The following is a 26,421-nucleotide window of genomic DNA, read 5'->3' on the forward strand; positions in this document are numbered from 1 at the left end:
GGGGAGGGAGGGTGCGGGGGGCGGGTTTCGCGCCAGACCGACACCAGGCCGGAGGCGATGATCAGGCTGCTGCCGGTCCAGACGGCCAGGTCCGGCCATTCGCTGAAGATCAGAACACCCCAGACCACCGACATCGGCATGGCGACGTATTCGAAGGGGGCGGCCAGAGCGGCTTCGTTCAGGCGGTAGGCCTGGCTGACCAGGTAGCCGCCGATGGAGCCTGCCAGGCCCACGCCGATCAGATAGGGCCAGTCCTGGGGGGCGGGCCAGATCCAGGCGCGCAGGATGAAATCAAGCGCCGCGCCGCTGCCTTCGTACCGCCCGTCGCCGAACATGAGGCCGGCCAGGGCGCTGACGATCAGAAAGCCCAGCATCGGGTAGAAGGCGAGGGTTGCGCCGCTTTCCGAGCTGCCTGCGCGGCGGGTCAGCACATGCAGGGTGGCATAACCGCAGGCGCCGAAAAAGGGCAGCAGGGCGGCGGCCTGGAAGGTGCCCGGGCCCGGGCGCATGATGATCAGCACACCCAGGAAACCCGCGCAGACTGCACCCCAGCGCCAGGGGCCGGGGCGCTCGCCCAGGAACAGGGCGGACAGGGTGGTGACGATCAGCGGGGTGGCAAAAGCAATGGCGACGGCTTCAGCGAGGGGCAGGATGGCGAGACCGGTGAAGAAACAGAGGTTTGCAAACAGTACCGCGCAGCAGCGCAGCAGGTGCAGTTTCGGCTGATGGGTGCGCAGGCGGCTGTAGCCGCCCTCGAGCGGAACGATCACGGCGAGCATGACAATCATCGCCACAACAGAGCGGAACAGCACGACTTCATACAGCGGGTAGTCGCCGGACAGGAACTTGAAGATCATGTCGATGACAGAGAAGGCCACGCCGGCGCCTGCTGCGGCCAGCAGCCCGAAGATATTGACCTGCGCCTGCGTGTTCATCGGACAGCTCCGCCGGGATCAGTCGTGGGGTGTATGGGGATCAGTGGCGCAATTGCCGGGAACTGGCAATGGGGCGGCGCCCGGAAATTCATGAATTTCCCCGTAAAATTCTTCTCCAGGATTTCCAGCCGCAGAACGCGCGTTGAGTGACTGGAGGCGGGCCCGCGGGGCATCTGTGTTTGTGAACGGCGGATCACACAAAGTCATTGGGCTTGGCCGGGCGGTATGCCTAGCCTTCACAGAAAATCTGCAAGGAAGAGGCATATGATCACCTGCTACATCACCTATGAAATTGAACCGGCCAAGACCGAAGCCTTCGAGATTTACGCCAAGGCCTGGATCCCGCTGGTGGAGCGGTTCGGCGGCACGCATCACGGTTACTTTCTGCCGCATGAAAGCGCCAATGACCTGGCGGTGGCGCTGTTTTCCTTCCCCTCGCTGGCGGCTTATGAGGACTATCGCGCCAGAAGTTTCGAGGACGGGAGCTGTCTGGCCGCGTTCCAATACGCCAAGGACAACGGCATCGTCCGGCGCTATGACCGGACTTTCCTGCGGCCGGTACTGGAGGGGGATTTGGCGCCGCTGAAGGCAGCGATGGGTTAGCGGCCTGATTTGGCAGCGCGCAGCTCGCGCTCCAGCGCATCCAGAAAACGGGAGCGGTCGGCCTTGGTGAAGCCTTTGCCGCCGCCCTGCGTTCCCAGCGGATTGGCAGCACGCAGATCTGCCATCAGGTCGCGCATTGCCAGCTGCTGGCCGATGTTAGCCTGGGTAAAGCGCTCGCCGTTGTGGCGCAGCACGCGGGCGCCGGCTTCGATGCATTTGGCGGCCAGCGGGATGTCGCCCGTCACCACCACGTCGCCGGGGCCGCAGCGCTCGGCGATCCACATGTCGGCCACATCGGCGCCCTCTGCCACGATCACGGTTTCCACCAGCGGGTTCTGCGACGGCCGCAGCCCGCCGTTGGAGACCACAAACATGCGCAGGCCGTGACGGGTCGCAACCCGCTCGGCCTCCTGCTTCACGGGGCAGGCGTCGGCGTCGATGTAGAGCGCGCTCACTCGGCCGCCTTCTTGTCCGCTTCCGCAGGCTTTTCCGCCTTGGGGGCGGGTTTGGCCTTGGGCTTGCGGGCGGGCTTCTTCACCTTGAACTCCTCCGGGATCGGCATCCGGTTGAAGGCGTCAAGACCGGCAACCTTATAGGCCTCGGCCAGGGTCGGGTAGTTGAAGGTGTTCTGCACGAAGTAATCCACGGTGCCTTGCAGGTTCATTACCGCCTGGCCGATGTGGATCAGCTCGGTGGCGCCTTCGCCGACGATCTGCACACCCAGCACCCGGCGGGTTTTGAGGGACAGCAGCATCTTCAGCATGCCGTGCTCCAGCCCCATGATGTGGCCGCGCGAGGTTTCGCGGAAGCGTGCCTCGCCGACTTCATATGGGATGCCGCGCTCTTTCAGCTCTTCCTCGGACATGCCGCAGGTGGACATTTCCGGCACTGAGTAGATGCCGTAGGGATACCAGGGGCTTTCCGGCATGGTCGGGGTATCGAGCGCGTGGCAGGCGGCGACCCGGCCCTGCTGCAGCGAGGTGGAGGCCAGCGACGGGTGGCCGATCACATCGCCGGTGGCATAAATATGCGGCACCTCGGTCTGGTAGGTCTTGCGGTTGACGCTGAGACGGCCGCGGTGGTCGGTCTTCAGCCCGGTGGCCTCGAGGTTCAGCGCGCCGGTGGCGCCCATGCGGCCGGCTGCAAACAGCAGCATTTCGGCGCGCACGTGGCGGCCGTTTTCCAGGGTGACCTCGACATGCTCGCCCGCGTCTTCGATGTTTTCCACCGCGGAGCCCAGCCGCAGGTCGACGCCGTTTTCGCGGATCTGGTGGGTGAACTCCTGGATCAGGGTCTTGTCGATGAAGTCGAGGAAGGTCTCGCGCGGTTCAATCAGGGTGACGCGCACATCGAGGGCCGAGAACATGGTGGCGTATTCCACCCCGATGACGCCGGCGCCGATGACCACCAGCGAGCGCGGGATTTCTGCCATCTCCAGGAATTCATCGCCGTCCAGGATGGTGGTGCCGTTGAACGGCACGTAGTCCGGGCGGTAGGTCTTGGTGCCGGTGGAGATCAGGAATTTCTCCGCGGTCATCCGCGTGGTTTCGCCGGCCTCGGTTGCGACCTCGACCTCGTTCGGGCCGGTGAATTTGGCCAGGCCGAGCAGGGTATCCACGTGGTTGCGGTTGAACTGGTGTTCCAGCACGTCGACCTCGTGATCCAGGGTCTTGTGCAGGCGCGCCTTCAGGTCCTCGGCGAGGATGTCATCCTTGACCCGGTAGGAGCGCCCGTAAAAAGAGCGCTCGCGCCAGCCGGAGAGGTTCAGCACGGTTTCGCGCAGGGTTTTCGAGGGGATGGTGCCGGTGTGCACCGACACGCCCCCCAGCCGGTCCTTGCGGTCGATCACCAGCACCCGGCGGTGCAGTTTGCCTGCCTGGATGGCAGCGGCGCGGCCCGAGGGGCCGGAACCGATGATGATCAGGTCATAATCAAATTCGTCACTCATGGCCGCGTCCTTTGTCTCTTAGTTCTGGTACAGCGCGTCGGCGTGGAAGGAGACATGCTCCTCCATGAAGGTCGACACGAAGAAATAGCTGTGGTCATAGCCCGGCTGCATCCGCAGGGTGGCCTGCTGGCGGCGCTCGGCTGCCGCGTGGGCCAGTGCTTCGGGCTTCAGAAGGTCGATGAACTGATCCGAGGTTCCGGTGTCGATCAGGATCGGGCCGTCAAAGCCTTTTTCGCGCATCAAGAGGGTCGCATCATGCTTGGCCCAGGTTGCCTCATCGTCGCCCAGATAGGCACTCAGCTGCTTGCGGCCCCAGTCCGATGCGGTGGGGTTGGAGATCGGTGCAAAGGCGGAAACCGATTTGTAGCGGCCCGGCAGGTTCATCGCCAAGGTCAGCGCGCCATGTCCGCCCATGGAGTGGCCGGTGATCGCCTGGCGGTCCAGGTCGATGGCGAATTTCTCACCCAGCAGCGCGGGCAGTTCCTCGGCCACATAGTCCCACATGCGGAAATGCGGCGCCCAGGGCTCTTGCGTTGCGTTCACGTAAAAGCCCGCGCCCTGGCCCAGGTCGTAGGCGTCATCATTGGCAACGCCTTCGCCGCGGGGGCTGGTGTCGGGGAAGACGATGGCGATGCCCTGCTCGGCGCACCAGGCCTGGGCGCCTGCCTTGGTCATGGCGTTTTCATGGGTGCAGGTGAGGCCCGAGAGATACCACAGCACCGGCACCGGGCCGTCCTGGGCCTCTTCCGGCAGGAACAGGCCAAAGGTCATATCGCAGCCGGTCGCGCTGCTGGCGTGCTTGTAGACGCCCTGGGTGCCGCCAAAGGCGCGGTTCTCGGAAACGGTTTCCATGCGTGAGGCTCCTTAACTCTGTTAGCCCTATCGCTATCTGCTGAATGCGGCAGCGTCCAGCGGGCGGGCGGCGGCAATTCCGGTTTTTGCGGCAGAAGGCTTGCGAAATTGCAAACAACTGAGTGAGGAAGCGGGATCCAGCCGCGGTCCGGGGCCTTTCCGGCGCTGGACAGCGGCAGCGGAACGCGGGACAGTCCGGCGGAACAAACGGGAGGCACAGGGCCATGAGCGATTTTCTGAGACTGACACCTGAGGCGGCTGAGGCGGAAGTGGAGCGCCCGGCGCCGGAGAAGGTGCTGGCGGGCGATCCGGTTTTCACGACCTGGAACGCCGAGGAGCGCGACGGGTTGTACTGCGGCATCTGGCAATCGACGCCCGGCAAGTGGCGGATCTCCTATGACGAGTGGGAGTACTGCCGGATCCTGGAGGGGCGCTCGGTGATCACCAGCGACGACGGCACCGAATATCCGCTCGCGGCGGGCGACAGCTTCATCCTGCGGCCCGGTTTCAGCGGCACCTGGGAGGTGATCGAGACCACCCGCAAGGATTACGTGATCCGGCTCTGATCCGGAAGATCAGGAAACCCAGGCGATCACCGCCGGCACGGTGACAATAGACACCACGGTTGAGATGAAGATGGCGGCGGAGGCCCGGTGCGGGGCCACGCCATAATGCTGCGCCAGCATGTAGACATTGCCCGCCACCGGCAGCGATGCGGCAGCGATGGCAACGGCGGCCGCAAAGGGCGCCGCCGGGATCAGCCACAGCACTGCGACGGCGACGCAGGCCGGGTGCAGCACCAGTTTTGCAAAGCTGAGCCAGCCTGCGACCTGCACCCGCTCGGCGGATTTCGAGGCGAGCGAGGCGCCGATGGCAAAGAGCGCACCGGGCGTTGCAGCGCCGCCGAGGATGGTCAGGAAATCATTTGCGGGCGCCGGAATCCGCAGCTCTGATGCCGACCAGGCGAGGCCCGCGAGGATGGACAGGATCATCGGGTTCTTCAGCAGGCCCAGCCCGACCAGTTTAAGCGTTGCTGTGCCCAAGCCCTGGCCGCGCCCTGCGTTGATCAGAATGACGATCAGCGAGGAGAACACCACCAGATCGACGCTCAGCACCACCATCATCGGTGCCACCGAGGCCGGGCCGAACAGGATAGCCATCATCGGCAGGCCCAGGAAACCAACGTTGCCGATCGCTGCGCATTGCGCCTCCACCGCGGCCGTTTGCATGTCCAGCCCGCGGATCATGGCGACGGCCGTCACCAGCAGGTAGACCGCCAGCGTGCCTGCGAGATAGCCCAGGATCAGCGCAGGGTCGAAGACCTCGGCAAAGGAAAGGTTGGCGGCAAAGCCGAAAATCATCGCCGAGAGCGGGAAGTAGAACACAAACTTGGTGAGATAGGCAGTGGCTTCTTCGGTAAAGAAGCGGCTGCGCCCGGCCCCGTAGCCAAGGCCGATGATTGCAAAGAAGGGCAGGGTGCGGAAGAAAATCTCAGCCATTGGCGAATTGGTAACCTGAATTGACCAATTGGCAAAGAGGTTTCGCTAAGGCAAGGGCTCCCGCCTGTTCACGGGCAGTCCGGGGACTGCCCTTCACAGTTGGGCGTGGCCCCGTGCTGCGCACGGGGCAAGAGATCCGCTGAGACACGCTCTAAGGGCGGGTGCGCTCTGAGGCGCCGCTTCGATTGCGGGATTGTCCTAGACAGCCTCAACGGTGTGCTGCCTGCAATGCGGGCTTGGCGGTTTGCCGGATTGCGGTTTAGATGCCAGCCATGCCTGATGCCGTATTTCAGCACCGCCGCAATGTCCGCAACACTGGGGACCTGTTCTGATCTCCGGGCTTGTACTTCGACTTTGGCGACAGCCTCATGTTGGACTTCAGCGAGGTTCCCCCGCCCTGCCGGCTGGCGATGTTCGGCGGCGGGCAGGTGTTCCGTGATTGCGTGAAATCGGTGATCTGCCGGACGCCTGAGGCAAAGCACCGTGTGAGCTGGGGAGTCGGCATTGATGGCGCCGCGGCCGCCAGTATCGAGTTCGACATTGCCGAGGGCAATTGCGCCTTGATTTCCTCGCGGAACTGGGGCGTGCCGGGGTGCGAGCATGTGCCTTGTCCCAGTGCGATGTCTCCGTTGTTTGATGGTCAGGCAGAACCGGAGCATGAAGTTGTGCTGTTCAGCCATGCTTTGAAGTCGGATGGCCTGCTGCGGATGCCGGGCATACCTGAGCTGGACAATGGCCGGGCGAACTTGGAAGAGGCGCTGGCCTTCATTGCCAGCGGCGAAACGGTGGCGGCCAATTCCTATCATGGGACCTACTGGACGATGTGCCTGGGCCGCCGGGTGCTGTCTGTGCCGTTCAATGAAAAGTTCCGGCACTTCCGGGAAAACCCGGTGTTCGCAGGACCGTAGGACTGGCCGGAAATGCTCGCCCGGCGGAACGCCGGGAGGGGGGCTGGAGGAGGCACGGGCCCGGAACAGGGCGTTTTATACAAAGGTGTGCGATCTGAACTAGATTTGGACCTGAAGCTTTGCTCAGAGATGAGCGCAACAGCTGCCTTCACGCCTGCCCGCAGCGCTTCAGCGCTGCCGGGCCCAACCGGGGAGGGGCAGCCTGTGGCTGCTCCGGAGCGGGCGGGAGTGCCCCCTTTGCCTAGATCAGCCGCTGCCGATCAGGGCACCGGCGCCGAGCACCAGGGCGCCGCCCAGCACAACCTGCATCGTGGCGCGCCAGAACGGGGTTTGCATGAAGCGGTTCTGGATCCAGGCGATGGCCCAGAGCTCCACGAAGACGATCAGCAAGGCGAGCGTAGTGGCGGTCCAGAACTCGGGGATCAGGTAAGGCAATGCGTGGCCGAGACCGCCCACGGTGGTCATCACGCCGGAGGCAAGCCCGCGCTTGACCGGCGAGCCGCGGCCTGAAAGTTCGCCGTCGTCCGAGGCTGCCTCGGTAAAGCCCATCGAGATGCCTGCCCCGACCGAGGCGGCAACGCCGACCAGGAAGGTCGTCCAGGTGTCCTGGGTGGCAAAGGCGGTGGCAAAGATCGGCGCCAGGGTGGAGACCGATCCGTCCATCAGCCCCGCCAGCCCCGGCTGCACCCAGGTCAGTACAAACTGGCGGTGGGCGGCGGCGTCCTCTTCAGCGCGGGTGCCTTCGTCGAGACGCGTCTCCTCCAGTTCGCCCGCCCGCGCCTGGTGGCCAGCTTCAGCTGCGGCCAGATCACCCAGCAGCCTGCGGGTGGCGGCATCCTGGGTGCGGGCGGCAGCGGCGGTGTAGAAGCGTTCGGCATCGCGCTCCATCGCCCGGGCCTCGGTGCGGATGCGCTCCAGACTCAGGTTCTCCATCAGCCAGACCGGGCGGCGGGCATAGAATCCTGCCACATGCTCGCGCCGGATCAGCGGGATCGCCGGGCCGAACCGCGCCTCATGCAGGGTAATCAGCTGGGCGCGGTGTTCGTCCTCTTCCGCTGCCATGCCCTCGAACATGGCGGCTGAGGCGGGATATTCTGCCCGCAGCCGTTCTGCGTAGCCCCGATAGATACGCGCATCATCTTCTTCCGAGGAAATCGCCAGGGCCAGAACCTCCTGCCCGCTCAAATCCGCAAAGCGTTTGCGTTGTGTGAAGAACCGCATCTTCTGCCCTCAATTTAGAATTATTCTAAACATAACGGTTTCGCGAGCGCCCGCAAGCCGTGAACAGTAATGCTGTTGCAAAGGGGCGGTACGGATTACATTAGGGGAGAGCCAGCTGCCCTAGCCCCCTATCCCGAGGAGTCCGCATGAACCAGCAAGCCAGCGTCCTGCGCACCGGCCGGAAATTCGACCAGGTCCTGGAGGGCGCACGCGAGGTCTTCCTGGCCGATGGATTCGAAGGCGCCAGCGTCGACAAAATTGCCAAGGCGGCGGGGGTCTCCAAGGCAACGCTGTACAGCTATTTTCCTGACAAGCGGATGCTGTTCATGGAGGTGGTGCGCTCGGTCTGTGTCCAGCAAGCGGAAAACCCGCTGGATCTGGCGGCGGCCAGCTGCGGCCCGCAGGAGGTGCTGCGGGTGGCGGCGGAACATGTGCATGGGGTTCTGATGGGCGGCATCAGCCTGCAGCTGTTCCGGATCTTCGTGGCTGAGGCTGACCGCTTCCCTGAGCTGGGTCCGATGTTCTACGAAAGCGGTCCAATGGTGCTGCACGGGCAGATTCGCGACTATCTGGCGGTTGCTGCGGAACGGGGCGAACTGGCAATTGCGGATGTTGATCTGGCTGCCGCGCAGTTCGTCGAACTGTGCAAGGCGGATATCTTTTTGCGCTTCCTGTTCAATGTCGACGAGGCGTTCTCTGAAGCAGAGCGCAAGCGGGTGATTGACGGGGCAATCGGGACTTTTATGGCGCGCTACGGCGCCTGAAGGGGCAGACCATCCCGCTTGTCCTGGCTGATGTTCCGGCGGCTGCTCTGCCGCCGGTCTGTTAGTGGGTAATGAAAGTGTTCGGCGTGTTGCGGTAGGTCTCGTGACAGCCGAGGCAGCTTTGCATCAGGCTGGGCAGAGTCCGGCGCAGCCCGGGCAGGGAGCGTGCGTTGAGTGATTTGGCAGCCGCTTGTGCCATTTCGGCGCGGTTTTCGAAATCCTTCCAGCTATGCCAGATCAGCGGCCGTGCATTGGAACGCGGATCCAGCCGCGGTTTTTTGAAATGCTTGCGGATCGACTTGGTGGATTTGACCAGCAGCCGCCGCGCCGCGCGGGCCCTGTCCTGATCAAAAGTGCTGCGCCCGGCCATCATGCCGGTGAGTTCGTCCAGCGCTGCCTTTTGCGAGGTCATCAAGGCAATCCGGCGGGCGACATGCTTGTCATAACCGCTGCCGGCCGTGCTGGGGGCAGAGCTGCCAATGGCCAGTGCGGCAATCACCGCCAGAAAGACCGCGGCTTTGTGCCGGCGGGCGTTCATCGCGGCACCTCTTGGCGTGCGGAGCGAATCAAATGACAAGAACAAAATAAGAACATATAGTGTGGCACTCCCATAATCGGGCTGGCTCCGGGCCTGTTTCACCCGTCGCTATGCCCCCGTTTGCATGCCTGCTGCCCATGTCCCACCGCCGTATCTTATCGCTTTGGTTTCCGCGTCTTGGGGCGGAACGCATCATGCGGGCGGAGCGCGGCGGGATTACCGGGCCGCTGGCCGTTGCCGGGGAAGTGTCCAACACGCAGGTTATTTCCGCGTTAAACGCCGCCGCTTTGGCGGAAGGCCTGCAGCCCGGCCAGCCGCTGCGCGATGCGCATGCGATGTGCTCAGGCCTGGTGGTGCGGCCGCGCAACCGGGCCGCCGAGGCGGCGTTTCTGGCAGCGCTCAGGCGCTGGGCGGGCAAGTTCAGCCCCTGGGTGGCCGAGGCCGGGGAGGAGGGGCTGGTGCTCGACATCAGCGGCTGTGCGCATCTGTTCGGCGGCGAGGCGGCGCTGATGGAGACGGCGGGGCGCGATTGTGCGGAGATGGGCCTCAGCGTGCAGATGGGGCTGGCGGATACTCTGGGCGCGGCCTGGGCGCTGGCGCGGTATGCGGGCGCGGAGGCGGTGCCGGACCGCACCGGCGACGCCATTGATCAGGAGGCGCCCGCCACCCGCGCCCGGGCGCAGAAACGCACGCCGCGGCAGAGCGCCAAACGCCGCCACTGGACCCGGGGCGGGGCAGCGCCGCAGGTGCAGGCGCCGCCGCCGCAGATGGGCCGGATTGCCGAACCGGGGCAGGCCTATGCCGCGCTTGGGCCCTTGCCGGTGGCAGCGCTGCGGCTGGACGGGGCTATGGTGGCGCAGCTGAACCGGCTGGGATTGCGCCGGATCGGCGACCTGCTGGGGCAGCCGCGGGCGGGGCTGGCGCGCCGTTTCGGCCGCGGGCTGGTCCTGCGGCTGGACCAGGCGATGGGCAGCGCGCCGGAACCGGTCTCGCCCGCCCGCAGCCCGGATCATTTTGCGGTGCGGCTGACCCTGCCGGAACCGATCGGGCTGATGGAGGATCTGCTGGCGGGCATCGACAGGATGCTGCCCCGGCTCTGCGCCCGGCTGGAGGCGCGCGGCCGGGGCCTGCGCAGCCTGCGGCTGGAAGCGCACCGCTGCGACCAGGCGATGGAGACGGTGGCGGTGGGTCTGGCGCGGGCGACCCGCGATCCGGCCCGCATCCGGCCCCTGCTGGAGATGAAGCTGGAGCAGATCGATGCAGGCTACGGCATCGACATGCTGCGGCTGGAGGCCCTGCAGACCGAAGCCATCCACGACCGTACCCCCGCAGGCCATGCCGAGGCAGGCGCTGCGGCGCGCGCCCGGCAGGAGGCCCGGCAGGCGGATGAGGCGACGCTGGAGGATCTGATCGGCCGTCTTGGCGCCCGGCTGGGGCTGGAGGCGGTCACCCGCTATCACCCGGCTGAAAGCCATATCCCGGAAAAGAGCTTCACCGTGCAGGCGGCGGCCTGGAGCGAGCCTGCGGCGGGCGATTGGCCGCGTGCCTCCCGCCCGCGCCCGCTGCTGCTGTGGCGGCCCGAACTGGTTCATGCGCCGCAGGTGCCGCAGGTGCCGGAACGCTTCCGCTGGCGCGGCCGCGACTGGGCGCTGGCCGGTGCTGAAGGCCCCGAGCGGATTGCGCCGGAGTGGTGGCTGGAAGATCCCGAGTGGCGCAGCGGCGTGCGCGACTACTGGGTGGTGGTGACCGCCTGCGGTGCGCGGCTGTGGCTGTTCTTTGCCCATGGCGGCGCGCTGTCGGGGGGATGGTTCTGCCATGGGTCATTTGCCTGAAAGGCGCGGACCGTTCGGCGGCGGACGAATGGTTTTTCTTGGGCAGGTATCAAAGAAGGGCGTAGGATGGGGCCATGATCACACCGCGTTTCGATATCCTGGGCCAGGCCATCAGCGACGCCAGCCGCACGCAAATGCTGTGCGAGCTGATGGAGGGGCGGGCCTATACCAACAAGGAGCTGGCGGCGGCTGCCGGGGTGACGCCGCAGACCGCCTCGGCGCATCTGCGGATGCTGCAGGATGCGGGCCTTGTGGTGGCCGAAAAACGCGGCCGCTGCGTCTATCACCGGCTGGCCAGTGCCGAGGTGGCCCATGCCCTGGAGCAGCTGGCGGCAATTGCGCCGGCGGACAGCCTGCACCGGGCCCAGCAGCGCAAGGCAGGCGGCCTGGCCCAGCTGCGCAGCTGTTATGACCATCTGGCCGGGCCTTTGGCAGTGGCGATGACCCGGGCGTTTCTGGACCGCGGCATGCTGGTGGAGGCCGATGGCGCCTTCCGCGCGGAGCCTGCCGGGGAGTGGCTGAAGATGGGGGTGCTGCTGCCGGAGAGACCCGCGCGCCAGCCCTTTGCCCGGCCCTGCCTGGACTGGACCGAGCGCAAACTGCATGTGGCAGGCCCGATGGGGCGGCAGATCCTGGATCACGCGCTGGACAGCGGCTGGGTCAAACGGCACCGGCACAAGCGCGGCCTGGTGCTGACGGCGCCGGGACGGGCAGCGCTGGAGCAGATTCTGGGCGTGCAATGCGGAGAGCTGGCAGCGGCCTGAACCCTTCAAAACATGGGGAAACCGGGGTGCGGCGGCTGTGCGCCGGCTGCATCACAGAAAAATTCGAACGTCATAAACCTTGATTTGCAGGGGGAAAGAGGCAAGCTTTATCTTATGAGCTTTGATCAGGTGCAGCCTTTTCCCGGATCTCCCATTCCTCAGCAAGTCGCATTTGACCGGCGGGAACTGTCGGTCATTTTGACGTTGTACGGCCGCATGGTCGCGGCAGGCGAATGGCGTGATTACGGGATTTCTTCCTTGCGTGATCTGGCAGTGTTCTCGGTCTTCCGGCGCACGGCAGAGCATCCGCTCTACCGTATCGAAAAACGCCCCAAGCTGCGGCAGCGGCAGGGGCAGTATTCGGTGGTCGGCATGGACGGGCACATCCTCAAGCGCGGTGCAGACTTGAAAACCGTGCTGCGGGTGCTGGAGCGCAAGCTGATCCGCTCCGTGGAGTAGCCGCGGGGATCGCGGCGGAGCGGGGACCGGAAAATTCGAATTTTCCGGCCAAAGATCTTCGCAAGATTTTTGCCGCCTGCGGCTGCCGGTCCGGCCTATGCCAGCCGTTTATGCGCGGTGAGCGGGCCATCGCCCTGCGCCTCAATCCGTTCGATTGCCGCGCCGATGGGTTCGAGGGCCACTGCCATGTCATGAGCATTGGCGTGGATCAGCGTCTGCGCATCCCGCACCATGGCCACGTGGCCTTTCCAGAACAGCAGGTCGCCGCGGTGATAGTCTTCGGCCGGTGCGCCCAGCTCCGTCTCCTGCATGTCGCTGTCGCCGGGGCAGGGGATGCCGCACGCCAGGAGTGCCGCTTGCACCAAGCCGGAGCAGTCGATGCCAAAGCAGCTGTTGCCGCCCCAAAGATACGGCGTGCCGAGGAACAGCTCTGCCACCGCTGCCGGGTCATCTGTATGGGCGCCAAGCGGTGACAGGTGGCGGGCAGGGATGAAGCCAAGGTTGGTTTCCAGGAACCGCCCTTCGCCGCCCAGGACCTGCACCCGGCTGCCATGGCTGAGGGCCTGGGCCTCAGGCGATTTGAAATCATCTGCCGTATAGGCGTGAGTGGCAGGAGCGCTGACCCAATGTGTCGCCTCAAAGGGCGAAGTGAGTGATGAACTGGGCAGATAGCCCACGTATCCATCTTTGGCCGCCTGCAGGAAGGACCAGCCGCCTCGGTCTTCATAGACGGTGACCGGCTCGCCGTAGACAAGCTGGCGGTCGCGGGCGCCATCCGGCGCGCGCAGCAGGTCTGCAACCGGCACACTGATGCGGGCGGAAGTTCCGTCTACCCGCTCAATGCCCTCTGGCACATCTTCCAGATGCGCGGCGGCGACGCGGGTGTTTATGGGCAGGCGGCGGCGGTCGGCCATAAGGTTCAAAGCTCCAGCATGCCCGGCAAGGCGGCAAAGAGCGCGCGGGCGCCTTGCAAGGCGCCGCCCTTGGGACGGCCCGGCGCGGCGGCCGGGGTCCAGCCGTAGATGTCGAAATGCATGTAGCGGGCCTCGCCTGCAAAGCGGCGCAGGAACAGGGCCGCGGTAATCGATCCCGCAAAGCCGCCTGACGGTGCGTTGTCGAGGTCGGCGATGCCGGGTTCGATCATCTTTTCATAAGGCTCGTGGAAGGGCATCCGCCAGACCGGATCTGCATTGGCAGCGGCACTTGCGGACAGTGCGGCGGCATCGGCGTCATGATCGGTATAGAAGGGCGAGAGGTCCGGGCCCACTGCCACACGCGCAGCGCCGGTGAGGGTCGCCATGGAGATCAGCAAATCGGGCTCTTCCTCGGCAGCCAGCGCCAGGGCATCGGCCAGCACCAGGCGGCCTTCGGCGTCGGTGTTGTTGATCTCGACCGTCAGCCCCTTGCGCGAGGTGAGCACATCGCCGGGGCGGAAGGCGGGGCCGGAGACGGCGTTTTCCACCGCGGGAATCAGCACCCGCAGCTGCAGCGGCAGGTTTGCGGCCATGATCATCCGGGCGAGCCCCAGCACATTGGCGGCACCGCCCATGTCCTTTTTCATCAAGGCCATGCTGTTGCCGGGCTTGAGGTTCAGCCCGCCGGTGTCAAAGCAGACGCCCTTGCCTACCAGGGTGAGTTTCGGTCCGGCATTGCCCCAGCGCAGGTCGATCAGCCGCGGCGCACGGTCCGAGGCGCGGCCGACGGTGTGAATCAGCGGGAAGTTCTGCTCCAGCAGTTCGGTGCCGGTGATGACTGAGGCCTGGGCGCCGAATTCCTCTGCCAGGGCCGCGGCGGCGGCCTGCAGCTCGTCCGGCCCCATGTCTGAGGCCGGGGTGTTGATCAGGTCGCGGGTCAGGCATTCGGCAGCCGCCAGCGATTCGATGGCATCCGCATCAATGCCTTCGGGGGCGACCAGCCCCGCAGCCCCGCCCTTGCCCTCTTTGTAGCGGCCGAAACGGTAGGCAGTCAGCAGCCAGCCCAGCGTTTCCGTGGCCGCAGAGTCTTCCGGCAGGCCGGAGGCAATCCGGTAGGTGTCCCCGGGCAGTTTCTGCGCGGCTTCGGCCAGCACGAAACGGCGGCGCGCCCGCTGGGCGGAGCTGCCGTAGCCGGCCAGGGCCATCTCAAGGCTTCCGTCTTCTGCGGGCACTGCCAGTGCCTGGCCGCAGGCGCCAGTGAAGCCCTGTGCCTTGGCCCAGGCCTGAACGCGCTGCGGCTGGCCCGAGAGCCAGCTTTCGCAGGTGTCAGAAGAGAGGATGTGCAGCGGACAGGCGTCCGGGCTGGCAGCGGCAAAGACGGGCGGCATGGGGATACTCCGGATTGCGGATCACGTTTGATGCGCCAGAGTAGCCGCCGCAGCGCGGCCTGCAAGCCCCGCAGGGTACGGAAAGCTCAGATCGTCATGTCCTGCTCGTCCCAGACCGCTGTGAGGGAGCGTTCGCCCACCCGCATCAGCCGGAACAGGATTGCTGCAACAGCCGGAGAATCCTCAGAATCAATAGCTTGTGTCACGTCATTGGCGATTGCTGCCAGCGCCGTCATGCCGATCTGATCGGCAATGGCGATCAGCGAGCGGGCGCTTTTGCGCAAAGCCATCATGTCGTTCTGCCGCCACAGACGCTCGCAATGCGTCAGGCGGACTGCCATTTCCTCAACCGCGCGGCACACCACATCTTCGGCACCGGTTTCGCCGAGCTGCTCATAGAGCGCGGTGAGTTTGTCAGGATCAAGGCGCACTGTCTCCGAGTGCATCACTGTTAGTATATTGGCCACCACATTCACCCAAATTCATTATGCCCCCACGGCACGTCTGCCAATTTGCGCCGCACAGGTTTTCAAAAGGTTTCTGCGGGGGGCTCAAATCTTTCGAATTTACTGACAATGCTGGGAATTATCCCCAGAACGGCGCGGCGGAGCAGGGATTCGGAACTGGGATTTGCGGAACTTCCGCGGGCCTGCCGGTGCGCACCTCAAGCAGCTGTTGCCCCGCTGGAAAGCCTTGCGGCGCTCCTGTCCTTGTGAACGGCGGCGGGGCGGAAGCGGCATCTGTACTGTTTGTCAAAGGCGGGATGGGATGACCCGCATCCCACGCGGGCTGCCCTGCGCCACGGCAGGGTCAGAGGCCCCTTGGCCGGTTGCCAAAGGCGGCTGCCAGATTGGCGGCGGCCTGGGTATAACCCCCTGCCGCGCCATCGACAAAATGCACATGACCGTCTTCGACCGGCGAGGGCACAATGCAGGTCACCATGGCGGCGTCCTGCTCGTGCAGGCCGAAATGCACCAGGCCCTCGGCGGCGGCCTGGTCCAGATGCATGCGGATCCGGTCGCGGATCTCCGGCGTGCAATCCAGCGTCATTTTTAGCCCGTCGTCGAACTTGCGGAAGTCGGAATTCGCTTTGAGCACAGACAGGTAATGCACCGGGTCGAAGCCGCCGACGCGGCGCTTGGTGATGAAAAGCAACGCGGCAAAAGCGCTGTGGGCAAGAAGGTAGAGCTTTCTTAAAACCAGCGGGGATTTGCCGCGCGACGCATGGGCTTCCAGCGCGAATCCGGCAGGGGGGAACTGCAGTTTCGGCCCGGTTTCGGGCACCGGATGGCCGTTGCTTTCCAATTCCCCGGCCATGTCCAGCAGATCCGCTGAAAGCCGGGCAAAGGCCTGCGCCGGAGTGCCGGGGGCAGGCTGGGCCACCACCGACAGGATGATCCCGTTGCGGGCCGGGGTGTTGCTCCAGCGGCAGGAAAGGCCCGAGAGGTCCGGCGGGTCGGCCTGAGGGGCAGCGGCCACCTCAAACGCCCCCGCCTTCATCTGCGCCTCGGCCCAGGCCAGGCCGCCGCCGCTGAACATGGCAAAATCGGCGTGCTCCGAGACCGCGTAGCGGGCGATCTGCACGTCCAGCCCCTCAGCCCGGACCCAGGACAGCGGCAGCATCGCGGCGCGCAGGCCAATGCCGTATTCCGCTTCGGTCCAGCTGCGCAGTGCTGCGAGAACCTGTTCCGCGGTTTCCCGGTGGCAGGGCGGCACCGCAAAGGAAGCGCCGTCGCCGCCGAAGATATAGGGGAAGGCCTCGCCCTGCAGCGCGTTGCGCATGGCGGCAATCACCGAGGCGCCGATCATGTTGACGGTCTTGTAGCGGCCTGCGGCCACCAGCCCGGTGGAGTTCACTATATCGGTGCAGCAAAGGTGCCAGTCAGGCGGCAGCGGCACAAAGCCTTCCGGGCCGGACAGGCTGGCGAAGTCCGGGGCCTTGGGGAGGCTGGCATAGAATGTGTCCGATGTCATGTGTTCCGCCCCGGTGCCGCGCCTGTGACCTGCCGTTCCTGCCTAAACGAATTGTGCCGCGGGGCCAAACATGCAAGCTGTGCGGCAGAAGAAAAGATCACCGGGGGGCGGGGAATGCAGGCGGGATTGATATTGTTGTGCCTGGCCTATGTGCTGAGCCAGTTTTTCCGTGCCTTCCTGGCGGTGCTGTCGGGCGTGCTGGGGCAGGACATCGGCGCGGCGCCGGATGATCTGGCCTTTGCCTCGGGCATGTGGTTCCTGTCCTTTGCCGCGATGCAGCTGCCGGTGGGCTGGGCTTTGGACCATGTCGGACCGCGGCGGACGGCAGCGCTGCTGCTGCTCTTGGGCGGCGGCGGCGGTGCGGCGCTGTTTGCCGCGGCTACGGCGCCTTTGCATGTGAGCATCGCGATGTTCCTGATCGGCATTGGCTGCTCGCCGGTGCTGATGGCGTCATACTACATCTTTGCCCGCCAGTATCCGCCTGCGCGTTTTGCCACTTTGGCGGCTGTGATGCTGGGCGTGGGGTCGGCCGGCAATTTGGTGGCTTCTTACCCGACCGCGCTGGCGGTGGATCTGTTCGGCTGGCGCGGGACACTGGCAGGCCTGGCTGTGATCTCGGCTGTGGTGGCCGCGGGGATTTTCGTGACTGTATCAGACCCGAACAAGCCGGAGGGCGAGCATAAGGGATCGGTCTTTGATTTGCTGAAGATGCCGGTGATGTGGGCGATCTTTCCGCTGATGCTGGTGGCCTATGCGCCGTCAGGCGCGCTGCGGGGGCTGTGGATCGGGCCCTACCTGAACGATGTCTATGGCCTCAGCACGCAAGCCGTCGGGCTGGCGACGCTGGTGATGGGAGCGGCGATGATCGCCGGCACCTTTGCCTATGGGCCGCTGGACCGGGTGCTGGGAACCCGCAAATGGCTGATCCTGGGCGGCAACGTTCTGGGCTGTGCGAGCTTGGGCGGGCTGATCCTGTCCAGCGGTGCGCCGGTCTGGATGCCGGTGGTGATGATGGCAGCCGTTGGCTTTTTCGGGGCGTCCTTCCCGGTGATCATGGCGCATGGCCGCGCCTTTGTGCCGCCGCATCTGGCCGGGCGGGGTGTCACGCTCTTGAACCTCTTTGGCATCGGCGGCGTGGGAATCATGCAGTTTGCCACCGGGCGCATTCACGCAGAAATGACCGGTGCGGACCTAACCTTGCCCTATACGGGGATTTTCACGTTCTTTTTGGTGTGTCTGGGCGCGGGATGCGCAATTTATCTGCTCAGCCGGGACAGCATGGACTGAGAGGGGACTTTAAACTTGTCTCCGATGGCAGTAATACTCCGCCGCCGGCCATGAGGCCGGGTGATACTGGAGAAACAGACAAATGGGTTACCGCATCGTCGTCGTTGGCGCCACTGGCAACGTGGGCCGCGAAATGCTGAACATCCTGGCCGAGCGCCAGTTCCCTGTGGATGAGATCGCTGCGCTGGCAAGCCGCCGTTCTCTCGGCACTGAAGTCAGCTTTGGCGATAAGACACTCACTACCCAGGATCTGGACACCTTCGATTTCGCAGGCTGGGACATGGCGCTGTTTGCCGTGGGCTCCGCCGCGACCAAGGATTACGCGCCCAAGGCGGCTGCCGCGGGCTGCGTGGTGATCGATAACTCCTCGCTCTACCGCTATGACCCCGAGATCCCGCTGATCGTGCCGGAGTGCAACCCGGAAGCGATCCACGATTACAAGAACAAGAACATCATCGCCAACCCCAACTGCTCGACCGCGCAGATGGTGGTGGCGCTGAAGCCGCTGCACGACCGCGCCAAGATCAAGCGCGTTGTGGTTTCGACCTACCAGTCGGTGTCGGGCGCCGGCAAAGACGGCATGGACGAGCTGTGGGACCAGACCAAGGCGATCTACAACCCGACCACCGAGGTTGCGCCGAACAAGTTCCAGAAGCAGATCGCCTTCAACGTCATTCCGCAGATCGACGTCTTCATGGAAGACGGCTCGACCAAGGAAGAGTGGAAGATGGTTGTGGAAACCAAAAAGATCGTCGACCCGTCGATCAAGGTCACCGCAACCTGTGTGCGTGTGCCGGTGTTTGTCGGCCACTCCGAAGCCGTGAACATCGAGTTCGAAGAGTTCCTGGACGAGGATGAGGCACGCGACATCCTGCGCGAGGCGCCGGGCATCATGGTGATCGACAAGCGCGAAGCCGGCGGCTACGTCTCGCCGATCGAATGCGCGGGCGACTTTGCCACTTTCATCAGCCGCATCCGCCAGGATTCGACCATCGAGAACGGCATCAACCTGTGGTGCGTCAGCGACAACCTGCGCAAGGGCGCGGCGCTGAACGCGGTGCAGATCGCCGAGCTGCTGGGCCGTGAAGTCCTGAAGAAAGGCTAAGCCTTTTATCCTTTTGGTGAGGGGGCTGCTTCGGAAGAGGCGGCCCCTTTTCTTTTGCACGGCTGCCGGAGCGGGCTGGTGTTTCTATTGTGAAGCCGACAGCAGACTGAGAGGATGAAACAATGTACGCACTGGATGACTTCAGCACTGGCGCCCCTGCCGCCCCGATGCTTCCAGTCTTTGGCCCGGCGGCGGAGTCCGGGCCGGTCTTCCCGTCGTTTGGGGCTGCCCCGCCGCTGCCGGCCGTTCGGGCCGGGCATCCGGCGTCTGCACCAGCGCTGGACAGCCTGTCCGCAGCGGAATTGAGGAAGCGCTTGGCTGGGGACTTCAAGGCGGCCGGGGACTGGTTCTCCCTGTGCAGTCTGCTGCGCAGAAAAGGGTTTTCCCTGCGGTTGCGCGAAGGAGATTTATGGATCTGCGATGCGGGCCGCCGCGCCCCGCTGGCCTCTTGCGAGGCGCTGGGCATTGACCTGGCGGAGGCGGAGCTGCGTTTTGGCCCGCCGCAGCCGAAGCGGGCCGCCGCTTAAGGAACCCCAGAGTGCTGGCCTCGGCGCAGGCCGGCCGCTAGGCTTGGCATCAGGCGGGACGATTTTCCCGCGCGGATTTTGATCGAGAGATGCCATGCGATTTTCAGTGCTTGCCTTTGCCATGGCTGCGGCCCTCCCAGCTGCGGCTGAAACCATTCCCGTCAGCAGCTCAGTCACAGAAGTGACGCTCTATCCGGGGCTTGCGGATGTGACCCGGACCGCGGCCCTGGCCCTGCCGGAGGGGCGCCACCGGCTGATCCTGCAGAATGTCCCGAAAACCGCCCTGCTGGAAACCTTGCAGGTGGAGATCGCCGGCGCCCGGCGTGTCGCCACTTTGCTGCGGGCGGACTATGTGCCGCCGCGTGATGCCGATGATCCCGAGGTTCAGGCCGCTGAGGCGCGGGTGAAAGAGGTCGAGGCCCGGATGGCGGCCGTGCGGGACGAGGCTGCGCGTGCGCGGTCCGGGGTGCGGGCGGCGGAGGCCTCCATCGGGTTTCTGCAGCAGCTGGGCGCAAACGAAGGCCTGGCGCAGGCGGATGCTGCCGCGCTGAGCGAAATTGCCCGGATGATCTCCACTGAGGCCGCCGGAGCCAGTCAGGCTGCTGTCGCAGCGGAGGCCGAGGCACGCCGGATCGAGCTGCAGCTGGAGGATCTGGAAGACGAACTGGCAGAGGCGCAGGCAGCGCTGGCTGCAATCACGCTGGAAGATGACGACCGCCTTTTTATCGCTGTGGACATTGAGGCAGAGCAGGCCGGTGAAGGCTCGGTGACGCTCAGCTATTTCTCGGGCGGCTATGATATTGGCTGGCAGCCGGCCTATGAAATGCATCTTGCAACGGACGGCGAACCGGAAGTAACGCTGAAGCGCGCAGTGATGCTGAAGCAGGACACGGGAGAAAACTGGGATGATATTGCCCTGACCCTCTCAACCGCTGTTCCATTTGAGCAGGGCAGCCCCTCTGTGCTGCACCCCTGGCTGCGCCGGATTGAAGAACCCGCACCGCCGCCTTCAGCGAAACGGCAGTTGCAGGACGGCAACTTTGCTTCCCTTGCAGAGCCAGTTCTGGAGGCGCCTGTCATCGTTGAAGAAGCCCAGGGCGGCTGGGGCGCAGACCTGGGCGGTGCGGCGGCAACCTACCGGTTCGCTCTGCCGGTCTCAATTGCATCCGGCGCCGATCTGCTGCGGCTGGAGATGGACAGCCTGAGGGCCGAGGCAAAGCTGCAGGCGGTGGCGGTGCCGTCGCGGGATGAAACCGCCTACCGGGTGGCCACTTTCGCAAACACATTCGGCGAGCAGCTTCTGGCCTCGGATGAGGTGCCGCGGTTTGTGGACGGCAAGCTGGTTGCGCTGGAGCCTTTCGAAGGGCTTGCTCCGGGAGCAGAGATGGAGGCGGGCTTTGGCCCGATCAAAGGGCTGCAGCTGCATCGGGATGTGCTGGGGCAGAGCGAGGGGGAGCAGGGGCTGATCTCGCGCAGCAATGCCCAGGTGCAGAAGGTGGAGATCGAGGTCGAGAACCAGACCGCGCAGGATTGGCAGCTGCGGCTCTTGGACCGGGTGCCCTATTCGCAGCAGGATGATTTGGAAATCACCTGGAGCGCGCGGCCGCGGCCCTCGGAAGAAAATGTCGAAAAGCAGCGCGGCATTCTGGCCTGGGACATGGAGCTGAGTGCAGGCGAAAGCCGGACCATCCAGCTTGAGACCACGCTGAACTGGCCTGAGGATATGGAATTGCGCTGACCCCTGAACGGCCCGTGTGTGGAACCTGGAGCGGGGGAACTCCCGCCCGTCGTCAGCTATTTCAAATAGCTTCCTCCCGTTGGGCGTGGCACCGCGCATCGCGCGGTGCCACGCCCAAGGCTGCTGCCGTTGTTCTGGCTTTGCCAGAGCAGCGGTCAGGCGCGGGAGGGTTTCCTTTGCGGTTTGCTGCCGACGGTTAGTCTGCCTTCCACTTGGCCGCCAGGTCGCGGGCGTTGCGGGCCAGCACCATGACGTCGATGCCGACTGCCAGGAACTGCGCGCCCATGTCCGCGTAGGCCTGGGTGGCCTCATCTGTGGTGCCGAGGATGCCGGGGGCGATCCCTGCCGCCTTGATGCGGGTGATGGCATCGGCAATTGCCGCGCGCACCTCTGGGTGGGCGGAGTTGCCCTGGTGGCCCATGTCGGTGGAGAGATCCGCCGGGCCGATGAAAACGCCGTCGATGCCCTCGACCTGCAGGATTTCGTCCAACGCCTCCATTCCGGCGCGGTTTTCCACCTGCACCAGCAGGCAGACCTCCTGATCGGCGGTCTGGATATACTCAGTGACCGTGCCGAACATGGTGGCGCGCGCTGCCGTTGCCCCGACGCCGCGCACGCCCTTTGGCGGGTAGTGGCAGGCACGGACCAGCTCGCGGGCCTGATCGGCGCTTTCGACAATCGGCACCAGCACCGTCTGCGCGCCCGCATCCAGCACCTGCTTGATCATCCAGGTCTCGCCCACTGGCACCCGCACCACCGGGTGGCTGGGGGAGGCGGCCAGCGCCATCAGCTGGTCGCGGATTGAGCGGATGTCATTGGGCGCGTGTTCGCCGTCGATTACCAGCCAGTCGAAACCGCTGGTGCCCATGATCTCGGCAATCTGGCCGTCGGCAAAGCTCATCCAGCAGCCGATCTGGCGTTTGCCCTGTGATAGAGCCTGTTTGAAGGGGTTCTTGGGCGCGGGCATGGGGGCCTCCTGTCAGGCGAAATTGATGGATACGGAACCGAAGGGGCCGAAATCTGCGGCGATCTCCGTGCCCGGCGGACATTCGATGGGGCGGATGAAAGAGCCCGAGAGCACGATATCCCCGGCGTCGATCTGTTGTCCATATTCCGCCATCCGCCGCGCCAGCCACAGAACCGAGGTGACGGGGTCGTTCAAGACGCCTGCGCCGAGACCGGTTTCCTCGACCGTGCCGTTGCGGGCCGCGATGGCACCCACCCAGCGCAGGTCATGAGCGTCAACTGCGTGGCGGCCCGCACCCAGCACCACGCCGGCATTGGCGGCGTTGTCGCTGACGGTGTCGGTGATGATGCGGGCCTGGCCGGTGTCCGGGTCGGCGCGCAGGATACGGGTGTCGAGGATCTCCAGCGAGGGCGCCACATAATCCGTGGCAGCCAGCACGTCTTCGCGGGTGCAATCGGCGCCTGCCAGAGGGGATTTCATGACAAAGGCGATCTCGGCTTCGACCCGCGGCTGGATGAAGCGGCCTGCGGGAACAGTGCTGCCGTTTTCAAACGCCATGTCGTTCAGCAGCACGCCGCTGTCGGGCGTGGTGATGTTCAGCGCCTGCTGCATGGCGCGGCTGGTGAGGCCGATCTTCCAGCCGATTTTCTTGCGGCCGGAGGCCAGTTTCTGTCTGATTAGAGCCTTTTGGACCGCATAGGCGTCATCCTGCGTCATGCCGGGATAGGCCAAGGACAGCAGGCCGCATTGCTCACCGGTTTCTTCGGCCTTGAACAACTTTTCGGCGGCTTCCTGGTGCTGTTCCGGGGTCATGCTTCATCTCCGCCGAATTCATCGGCAACCGTGTTGCGCAGGATGCCGATGCCTTCGACCTCGACCTCGACCACATCGCCGGGCGCCAAGTATTTCGGCGGGTCGAACCTAGCGCCTGCGCCTGTCGGGGTGCCGGTGATGATCACGTCGCCCGGCTGCAGGGTGGTGAAGGTCGAGATATAGGCGATTTCCTCGCGGATCGGGAACATCATCCGGTTGAGGGTGTCCTCCTGGCGGACCTCTCCGTTCACACGGGTAAGGATGCGGGCATCATCCAGCTGGCCCGCATCAGTGAAGGGCACCAGCCAGGGGCCGATGGAACCGGAATTGTCCCAGTTCTTGCCTTGGGTCACGTTGAACTTGGCGTGGCGCACCCAATCGCGGATGGTGCCCTCATTCGCTAGTGTTAGAGCCGCAATACGGCTGTAGGCGTCTTCTGGTTTGATCCTGCGGCCTGGCTTGCCGATCACCACGGCGACCTCGCCCTCGTAGTCCAGCGTGTGGTTTTCCGGCGGCCGGATCAGTGGGCGTTCTGCCCCGGTGAAGGAGCGCGGGAAGCGGGGGAACAGGGACATGTGCTTGGGCTGGGCCGAGCCGTCCTTGTACTCGGCGTTGCGGTCCGGGAAGTTGACGCCGACGCAGATGATCTTTTCCGGATTGGGGACCGGGATTTCAAAAGTGAAATCCGTGTGGGAGACGGGCTGGCCTTTGGCGGCTTCTGCCAGTTTCGGGAGACCTTCGGCGGCGATCACGTCACGCATCGTGGGCCAGTCCGGGAACTGCGGCGACAGGGCGATCATGCCCGCATCAGTGGCCGCACCATAGAAGGTCTCGCCGTTGGCGGTGTAGGTGGCAAAGCGCATCAGGTCAGGCTCCTTGCGATTTCGGTGATGACATCGAAAGCCATCATCACGTCTGCCTCAGTGGTCTCGAACTGGCCTGCCTGGAAGCGGATCACCAGCTGGCCGTCGACCCGCGTTTGTGTCAGGTAGATGCGGCCGTCGTCGTTAATCGCGTTCACCAGCCGAAGGTTCAGATCGTCCAGATCGGCGGCGCCCCCGGGGGCATAGCGGAACGACCAGAGCGACCACATCGGTGCGGTGGTGATCTCAAAATCAGGCTCTAACTTGAGCTTATCGTGCAGTTGATTCGACCAAGTGATGTGATTCCTCAGCCGCTGGCGCAGCCCTTCCAGCCCGTAGGTGCGGATCAGGAACCAGATTTTCAGCGCGCGGAAGCGGCGGCCCAGCGGCACCGACCATTCGGAATAGTTGATGATGCCGTCATGGCCGTGGGTCTTGAGGTATTCCGGGCTGATCGCCAGGGTTTGCACCAGATCATCCGGATTCTTCAGGAAATGGGCGGAGCAGTCGAACTGCACGCCAAGCCATTTGTGCGGGTTGAAGACGATGCTGTCGGCACGCTCCACCCCCGGCCAGTAGTGGCGGTACTCCGGGCAGATCATCGCGGAGCCGGCCCAGGCGGCGTCCACATGGGTGTAGAGGCCGTACTTCTCAGCGACGTCCAGCACCTGGTCCACCGGGTCGGTGGCGCCAACACCTGTGCCGCCGACGCAGAGGATCACACCTGCGGGCTGGTGGCCCGCGGCGAGGTCGGCCTCGATAGCGGCTTCCAGCGCGTCCGGGTCCATGCCGCGCCAATCGCCCTTGATCGGCACGCGGATCAGGTTCTGCTGGCCGATGCCCGCAACCCAGATAGCGCGGTCGATGGAAGTGTGGACCTCGGAGGAGCAATAGATGCGCAGCGCTTTCTGGCCAAACAGACCCTGCTGATTGCCCTGCCAGTTCAGCGCCTTCTCCCGCATGGTCAGGACGGCTGCGAGTGTGGCAGAGGAGGCGGAGTCCTGGATGACGCCCTGGAACTGGTCCGGCAGGTCCAGCGCCTGGCGCAGCCAGTCCATCATTCGGGTTTCCATTTCGGTTGCGGCGGGCGAGGTCTGCCACAGCATGCATTGCGGCGCGATGGCCGAGGCAAGGAACTCCGCCAGCACCGAGGGCGCCGCGGCGTTGGAGTTGAAATAGGCAAAGAAGCGCGGGTGCTGCCAATGGGTGATCCCCGGCAGCACGATGTCCTCGAAGTCGCGGAAGATCGCCTCCATCCCTTCGCCATCCTCGGGCGGGGTTTGGGGCAGCGCGTTCAGCACCTCGCCGGGTTCGGTCTTGGCCCGCACCGGGCGGTCGCCGACGGTCAGGTGGTAGTTCTGGGTCCAGTCCGCGACCCGGCGGCCCCATTCGGAGAATTCATCCCATTTCATTTGTGCATACTCTCAATGGACGCGGAGCAGTCCTCAATCTTCTTTTCTTCAGCCCGGCGGTACCGGCAGGCGCTTTCGCGCCCGCCCAGCCAGCCGCGCCCCTCAGCTTTGATACCGCGAGGTTCAAGGTGCAATAATCGGCTGCGCGTTCAAGGCGCTGGGTTTCGGGGTTGTGCCTTCGAAGACCGAGCCTTCCTCGAACCAGCTGCGCGGCGCCGGGGCGCCCCAGAGGGTCTGGCGCTGGGGATCGGTAAGCGACCATTTGATCGGCTCCAGATCCGGGTCGACGGTCTGGTAGTCAGAGCAGTAGATCTCGATTCGGTGGCCATCGGGGTCACGCACATAGAGGAAGAAGGCATTGGAGATGCCATGGCGGCCGGGGCCGCGTTCGATGTTGCCGACGTAGCCGGTGGTGGACATCAGATCCAAGAGGTCAATGATATTGAGCGGGGTCGGAACCCAGAAAGCGGTGTGGTGCAGGCGCGGGCCGAGGCCGTTGGTGAAGGCCACGTCATGGACGCCGCCCTTGCGGTGCATCCAGGCCGCCCAGACCTTGCCGCTCTCGTCATCCTCGGTGAACTCGGTGGTCCGGAAACCCATCTCGTTATAGAAGGCGACCGCGCCGTCCACATCCGCGCTGAACATGTTGAAATGGTCTATGCGCAGCGGTTTTACCCCGTTGTAGAGCCTGTATTGCTGGTGGATCGGCTCCAGCCGCTCCATCTTGACGTAGAACTCCAGCGGGATGCCCCAGGGGTCGCGGGTGCGCAGGGTGCGGCCCATGTGGGGGCGGTCAACCCACTCGACGGGAAGGTCCTTGGAGGCGAAGAACTCTGCTGCCTTGTCCAGATCCGGCTCGTCATAAAGCTTGAAGCCCAGAACGCCGACCGAGGCCTCAGCCGCCTGAACCAGCACGATGCAGTGGTGGCCGCGTTCTTCCATTGCGCGGAGATAAATGCGCTCGGCGTCCTCATGCGTCACTTGCAGCCCAAGCGTGTCCACATAGAAGGCGCGGGAGGCGGCGAGGTCGGTCACGGCGTATTCCACATGGGACAGCCGCACGATGTTGAAGGGCGGATAGAGGTTCGGGGCGGGGACGGGCATTCGGGG

Annotated in this window: 27 protein-coding genes; 11 read left to right on the plus strand and 16 right to left on the minus strand. The window is 64.8% G+C overall.

From position 1 onward, the window contains the following. Positions 1 to 935: DMT family transporter (locus RA20_RS21680; protein ID WP_039133779.1), on the minus strand; the 935-nt coding region annotated here is incomplete at its 3' end. Positions 936 to 1,199: 264 nt separating this feature from the next. Between RA20_RS21680 and RA20_RS21685 the strand changes: the two genes are divergently transcribed. Beyond that, positions 1,200 to 1,538 carry an NIPSNAP family protein gene (locus RA20_RS21685; protein WP_039133782.1) on the plus strand — a complete coding sequence of 113 codons (339 nt, stop codon included), beginning with the start codon at positions 1,200 to 1,202 and terminating at the stop codon, positions 1,536 to 1,538. Here the strand turns inward: RA20_RS21685 and RA20_RS21690 are convergent. From RA20_RS21690 to fghA, 3 genes are read right to left on the minus strand one after another with little or no spacing between them, the layout of a single operon-like run. Further along, entirely contained in the window at positions 1,535 to 1,993 is a 459-nt protein-coding gene (locus RA20_RS21690) for a YaiI/YqxD family protein (protein WP_039133785.1), read from the minus strand. The two genes, RA20_RS21685 and RA20_RS21690, sit on opposite strands and share 4 nt — an antisense overlap. Further along, entirely contained in the window at positions 1,990 to 3,486 is a 1,497-nt protein-coding gene (sthA, locus tag RA20_RS21695) for a Si-specific NAD(P)(+) transhydrogenase (RefSeq protein WP_039133788.1), read from the minus strand. Before sthA ends, RA20_RS21690 begins: the two co-directional genes overlap by 4 nt. Positions 3,487 to 3,504: 18 nt before the next feature. Further along, positions 3,505 to 4,338, minus strand: coding sequence for an S-formylglutathione hydrolase (fghA, locus tag RA20_RS21700; protein ID WP_039133791.1), 834 nt, complete (start codon positions 4,336 to 4,338; stop codon positions 3,505 to 3,507). Between the two features lie 224 nt (positions 4,339 to 4,562). On the opposite strand from fghA, the gene RA20_RS21705 reads away from it, so the two are divergent. Continuing rightward, positions 4,563 to 4,904 carry a cupin domain-containing protein gene (locus RA20_RS21705; RefSeq protein ID WP_039133794.1) on the plus strand — a complete coding sequence of 114 codons (342 nt, stop codon included), beginning with the start codon at positions 4,563 to 4,565 and terminating at the stop codon, positions 4,902 to 4,904. Between the two features lie 9 nt (positions 4,905 to 4,913). Here the strand turns inward: RA20_RS21705 and RA20_RS21710 are convergent, their stop codons facing one another. Continuing rightward, entirely contained in the window at positions 4,914 to 5,837 is a 924-nt protein-coding gene (locus RA20_RS21710; RefSeq protein WP_039133796.1) for an AEC family transporter, read from the minus strand. Between the two features lie 368 nt (positions 5,838 to 6,205). Between RA20_RS21710 and RA20_RS21715 the strand changes: the two genes are divergently transcribed. Continuing rightward, complete coding sequence (locus RA20_RS21715) at positions 6,206 to 6,745, plus strand: hypothetical protein (protein ID WP_152618585.1); 540 nt, start codon at positions 6,206 to 6,208, stop codon at positions 6,743 to 6,745. Between the two features lie 246 nt (positions 6,746 to 6,991). Here the strand turns inward: RA20_RS21715 and mbfA are convergent, their stop codons facing one another. After that, positions 6,992 to 7,966 carry an iron exporter MbfA gene (mbfA, locus tag RA20_RS21720; protein ID WP_039133800.1) on the minus strand — a complete coding sequence of 325 codons (975 nt, stop codon included), beginning with the start codon at positions 7,964 to 7,966 and terminating at the stop codon, positions 6,992 to 6,994. Between the two features lie 146 nt (positions 7,967 to 8,112). Between mbfA and RA20_RS21725 the strand changes: the two genes are divergently transcribed. Beyond that, a complete protein-coding gene (locus RA20_RS21725) occupies positions 8,113 to 8,730 on the plus strand; it encodes a TetR/AcrR family transcriptional regulator (protein WP_039133803.1) in 618 nt (205 codons plus the stop codon). Between the two features lie 61 nt (positions 8,731 to 8,791). Here RA20_RS21725 and RA20_RS21730 read toward each other — a convergent pair whose 3' ends face one another. Further along, a complete protein-coding gene (locus RA20_RS21730) occupies positions 8,792 to 9,268 on the minus strand; it encodes a c-type cytochrome (protein ID WP_039133806.1) in 477 nt (158 codons plus the stop codon). Between the two features lie 137 nt (positions 9,269 to 9,405). Here RA20_RS21730 and RA20_RS21735 point away from each other — a divergent pair, with 137 nt between their 5' ends. From RA20_RS21735 to RA20_RS21745, 3 genes are all read left to right on the plus strand, one after another. Beyond that, positions 9,406 to 11,100 carry a Y-family DNA polymerase gene (locus RA20_RS21735; RefSeq protein WP_039133925.1) on the plus strand — a complete coding sequence of 565 codons (1,695 nt, stop codon included), beginning with the start codon at positions 9,406 to 9,408 and terminating at the stop codon, positions 11,098 to 11,100. Positions 11,101 to 11,174: 74 nt separating this feature from the next. Beyond that, a complete protein-coding gene (locus RA20_RS21740) occupies positions 11,175 to 11,864 on the plus strand; it encodes an ArsR/SmtB family transcription factor (protein ID WP_039133809.1) in 690 nt (229 codons plus the stop codon). A 114-nt stretch (positions 11,865 to 11,978) separates the two neighbouring features. Next, complete coding sequence (locus tag RA20_RS21745) at positions 11,979 to 12,323, plus strand: DUF2794 domain-containing protein (RefSeq protein ID WP_052249124.1); 345 nt, start codon at positions 11,979 to 11,981, stop codon at positions 12,321 to 12,323. A gap of 95 nt (positions 12,324 to 12,418) precedes the next feature. Here RA20_RS21745 and RA20_RS21750 read toward each other — a convergent pair whose 3' ends face one another. The 4 genes from RA20_RS21750 to RA20_RS21765 all read right to left on the minus strand — a co-directional run bounded on the left by RA20_RS21750 (position 12,419) and on the right by RA20_RS21765 (position 16,599). Further along, positions 12,419 to 13,237: a C40 family peptidase gene (locus tag RA20_RS21750; protein ID WP_039133811.1), complete on the minus strand. Its 819-nt coding sequence runs from the start codon at positions 13,235 to 13,237 to the stop codon at positions 12,419 to 12,421. 5 nt (positions 13,238 to 13,242) lie between these two features. Further along, entirely contained in the window at positions 13,243 to 14,625 is a 1,383-nt protein-coding gene (locus RA20_RS21755; RefSeq protein ID WP_039133814.1) for a leucyl aminopeptidase family protein, read from the minus strand. 86 nt (positions 14,626 to 14,711) lie between these two features. After that, positions 14,712 to 15,071 carry a hypothetical protein gene (locus RA20_RS21760; protein WP_052249125.1) on the minus strand — a complete coding sequence of 120 codons (360 nt, stop codon included), beginning with the start codon at positions 15,069 to 15,071 and terminating at the stop codon, positions 14,712 to 14,714. A gap of 364 nt (positions 15,072 to 15,435) precedes the next feature. Then, positions 15,436 to 16,599, minus strand: a complete 1,164-nt coding sequence (locus RA20_RS21765) for a DUF3095 domain-containing protein (RefSeq protein ID WP_039133820.1) — start codon at positions 16,597 to 16,599, stop codon at positions 15,436 to 15,438. 114 nt (positions 16,600 to 16,713) lie between these two features. Between RA20_RS21765 and RA20_RS21770 the strand changes: the two genes are divergently transcribed. The 4 genes from RA20_RS21770 to RA20_RS21785 all read left to right on the plus strand — a co-directional run bounded on the left by RA20_RS21770 (position 16,714) and on the right by RA20_RS21785 (position 21,256). Beyond that, on the plus strand, positions 16,714 to 17,886 hold the full coding sequence (locus RA20_RS21770) for an MFS transporter (RefSeq protein WP_039133822.1): 1,173 nt from the start codon (positions 16,714 to 16,716) through the stop codon (positions 17,884 to 17,886). 82 nt (positions 17,887 to 17,968) lie between these two features. After that, positions 17,969 to 18,991 (plus strand): aspartate-semialdehyde dehydrogenase, encoded by a 1,023-nt coding sequence (locus tag RA20_RS21775; protein ID WP_039133824.1) that lies wholly within the window; start codon positions 17,969 to 17,971, stop codon positions 18,989 to 18,991. Between the two features lie 122 nt (positions 18,992 to 19,113). After that, positions 19,114 to 19,518 carry a hypothetical protein gene (locus tag RA20_RS21780; protein ID WP_039133828.1) on the plus strand — a complete coding sequence of 135 codons (405 nt, stop codon included), beginning with the start codon at positions 19,114 to 19,116 and terminating at the stop codon, positions 19,516 to 19,518. Between the two features lie 94 nt (positions 19,519 to 19,612). Beyond that, positions 19,613 to 21,256: a DUF4139 domain-containing protein gene (locus RA20_RS21785; RefSeq protein WP_039133830.1), complete on the plus strand. Its 1,644-nt coding sequence runs from the start codon at positions 19,613 to 19,615 to the stop codon at positions 21,254 to 21,256. A gap of 196 nt (positions 21,257 to 21,452) precedes the next feature. Here RA20_RS21785 and RA20_RS21790 read toward each other — a convergent pair whose 3' ends face one another. The 5 genes from RA20_RS21790 to hpaD form a co-directional block, all read right to left on the minus strand. Beyond that, positions 21,453 to 22,223 (minus strand): aldolase/citrate lyase family protein, encoded by a 771-nt coding sequence (locus RA20_RS21790; protein ID WP_039133833.1) that lies wholly within the window; start codon positions 22,221 to 22,223, stop codon positions 21,453 to 21,455. 12 nt (positions 22,224 to 22,235) lie between these two features. Next, entirely contained in the window at positions 22,236 to 23,036 is an 801-nt protein-coding gene (gene hpaH / locus RA20_RS21795) for a 2-oxo-hept-4-ene-1,7-dioate hydratase (RefSeq protein WP_039133836.1), read from the minus strand. Next, positions 23,033 to 23,899 carry a fumarylacetoacetate hydrolase family protein gene (locus RA20_RS21800; protein WP_039133839.1) on the minus strand — a complete coding sequence of 289 codons (867 nt, stop codon included), beginning with the start codon at positions 23,897 to 23,899 and terminating at the stop codon, positions 23,033 to 23,035. The genes hpaH and RA20_RS21800 overlap by 4 nt, the downstream gene beginning before the upstream one ends. Further along, positions 23,899 to 25,311, minus strand: coding sequence for a pyridoxal phosphate-dependent decarboxylase family protein (locus RA20_RS21805; RefSeq protein ID WP_039133842.1), 1,413 nt, complete (start codon positions 25,309 to 25,311; stop codon positions 23,899 to 23,901). Before RA20_RS21805 ends, RA20_RS21800 begins: the two co-directional genes overlap by 1 nt. A 123-nt stretch (positions 25,312 to 25,434) precedes the next feature. After that, a complete protein-coding gene (hpaD, locus tag RA20_RS21810; RefSeq protein WP_039133845.1) occupies positions 25,435 to 26,415 on the minus strand; it encodes a 3,4-dihydroxyphenylacetate 2,3-dioxygenase in 981 nt (326 codons plus the stop codon). Positions 26,416 to 26,421: the final 6 nt, after the last annotated feature.

It is taken from the genome of Leisingera sp. ANG-Vp (assembly GCF_000813725.1).
GTDB lineage: Bacteria > Pseudomonadota > Alphaproteobacteria > Rhodobacterales > Rhodobacteraceae > Leisingera.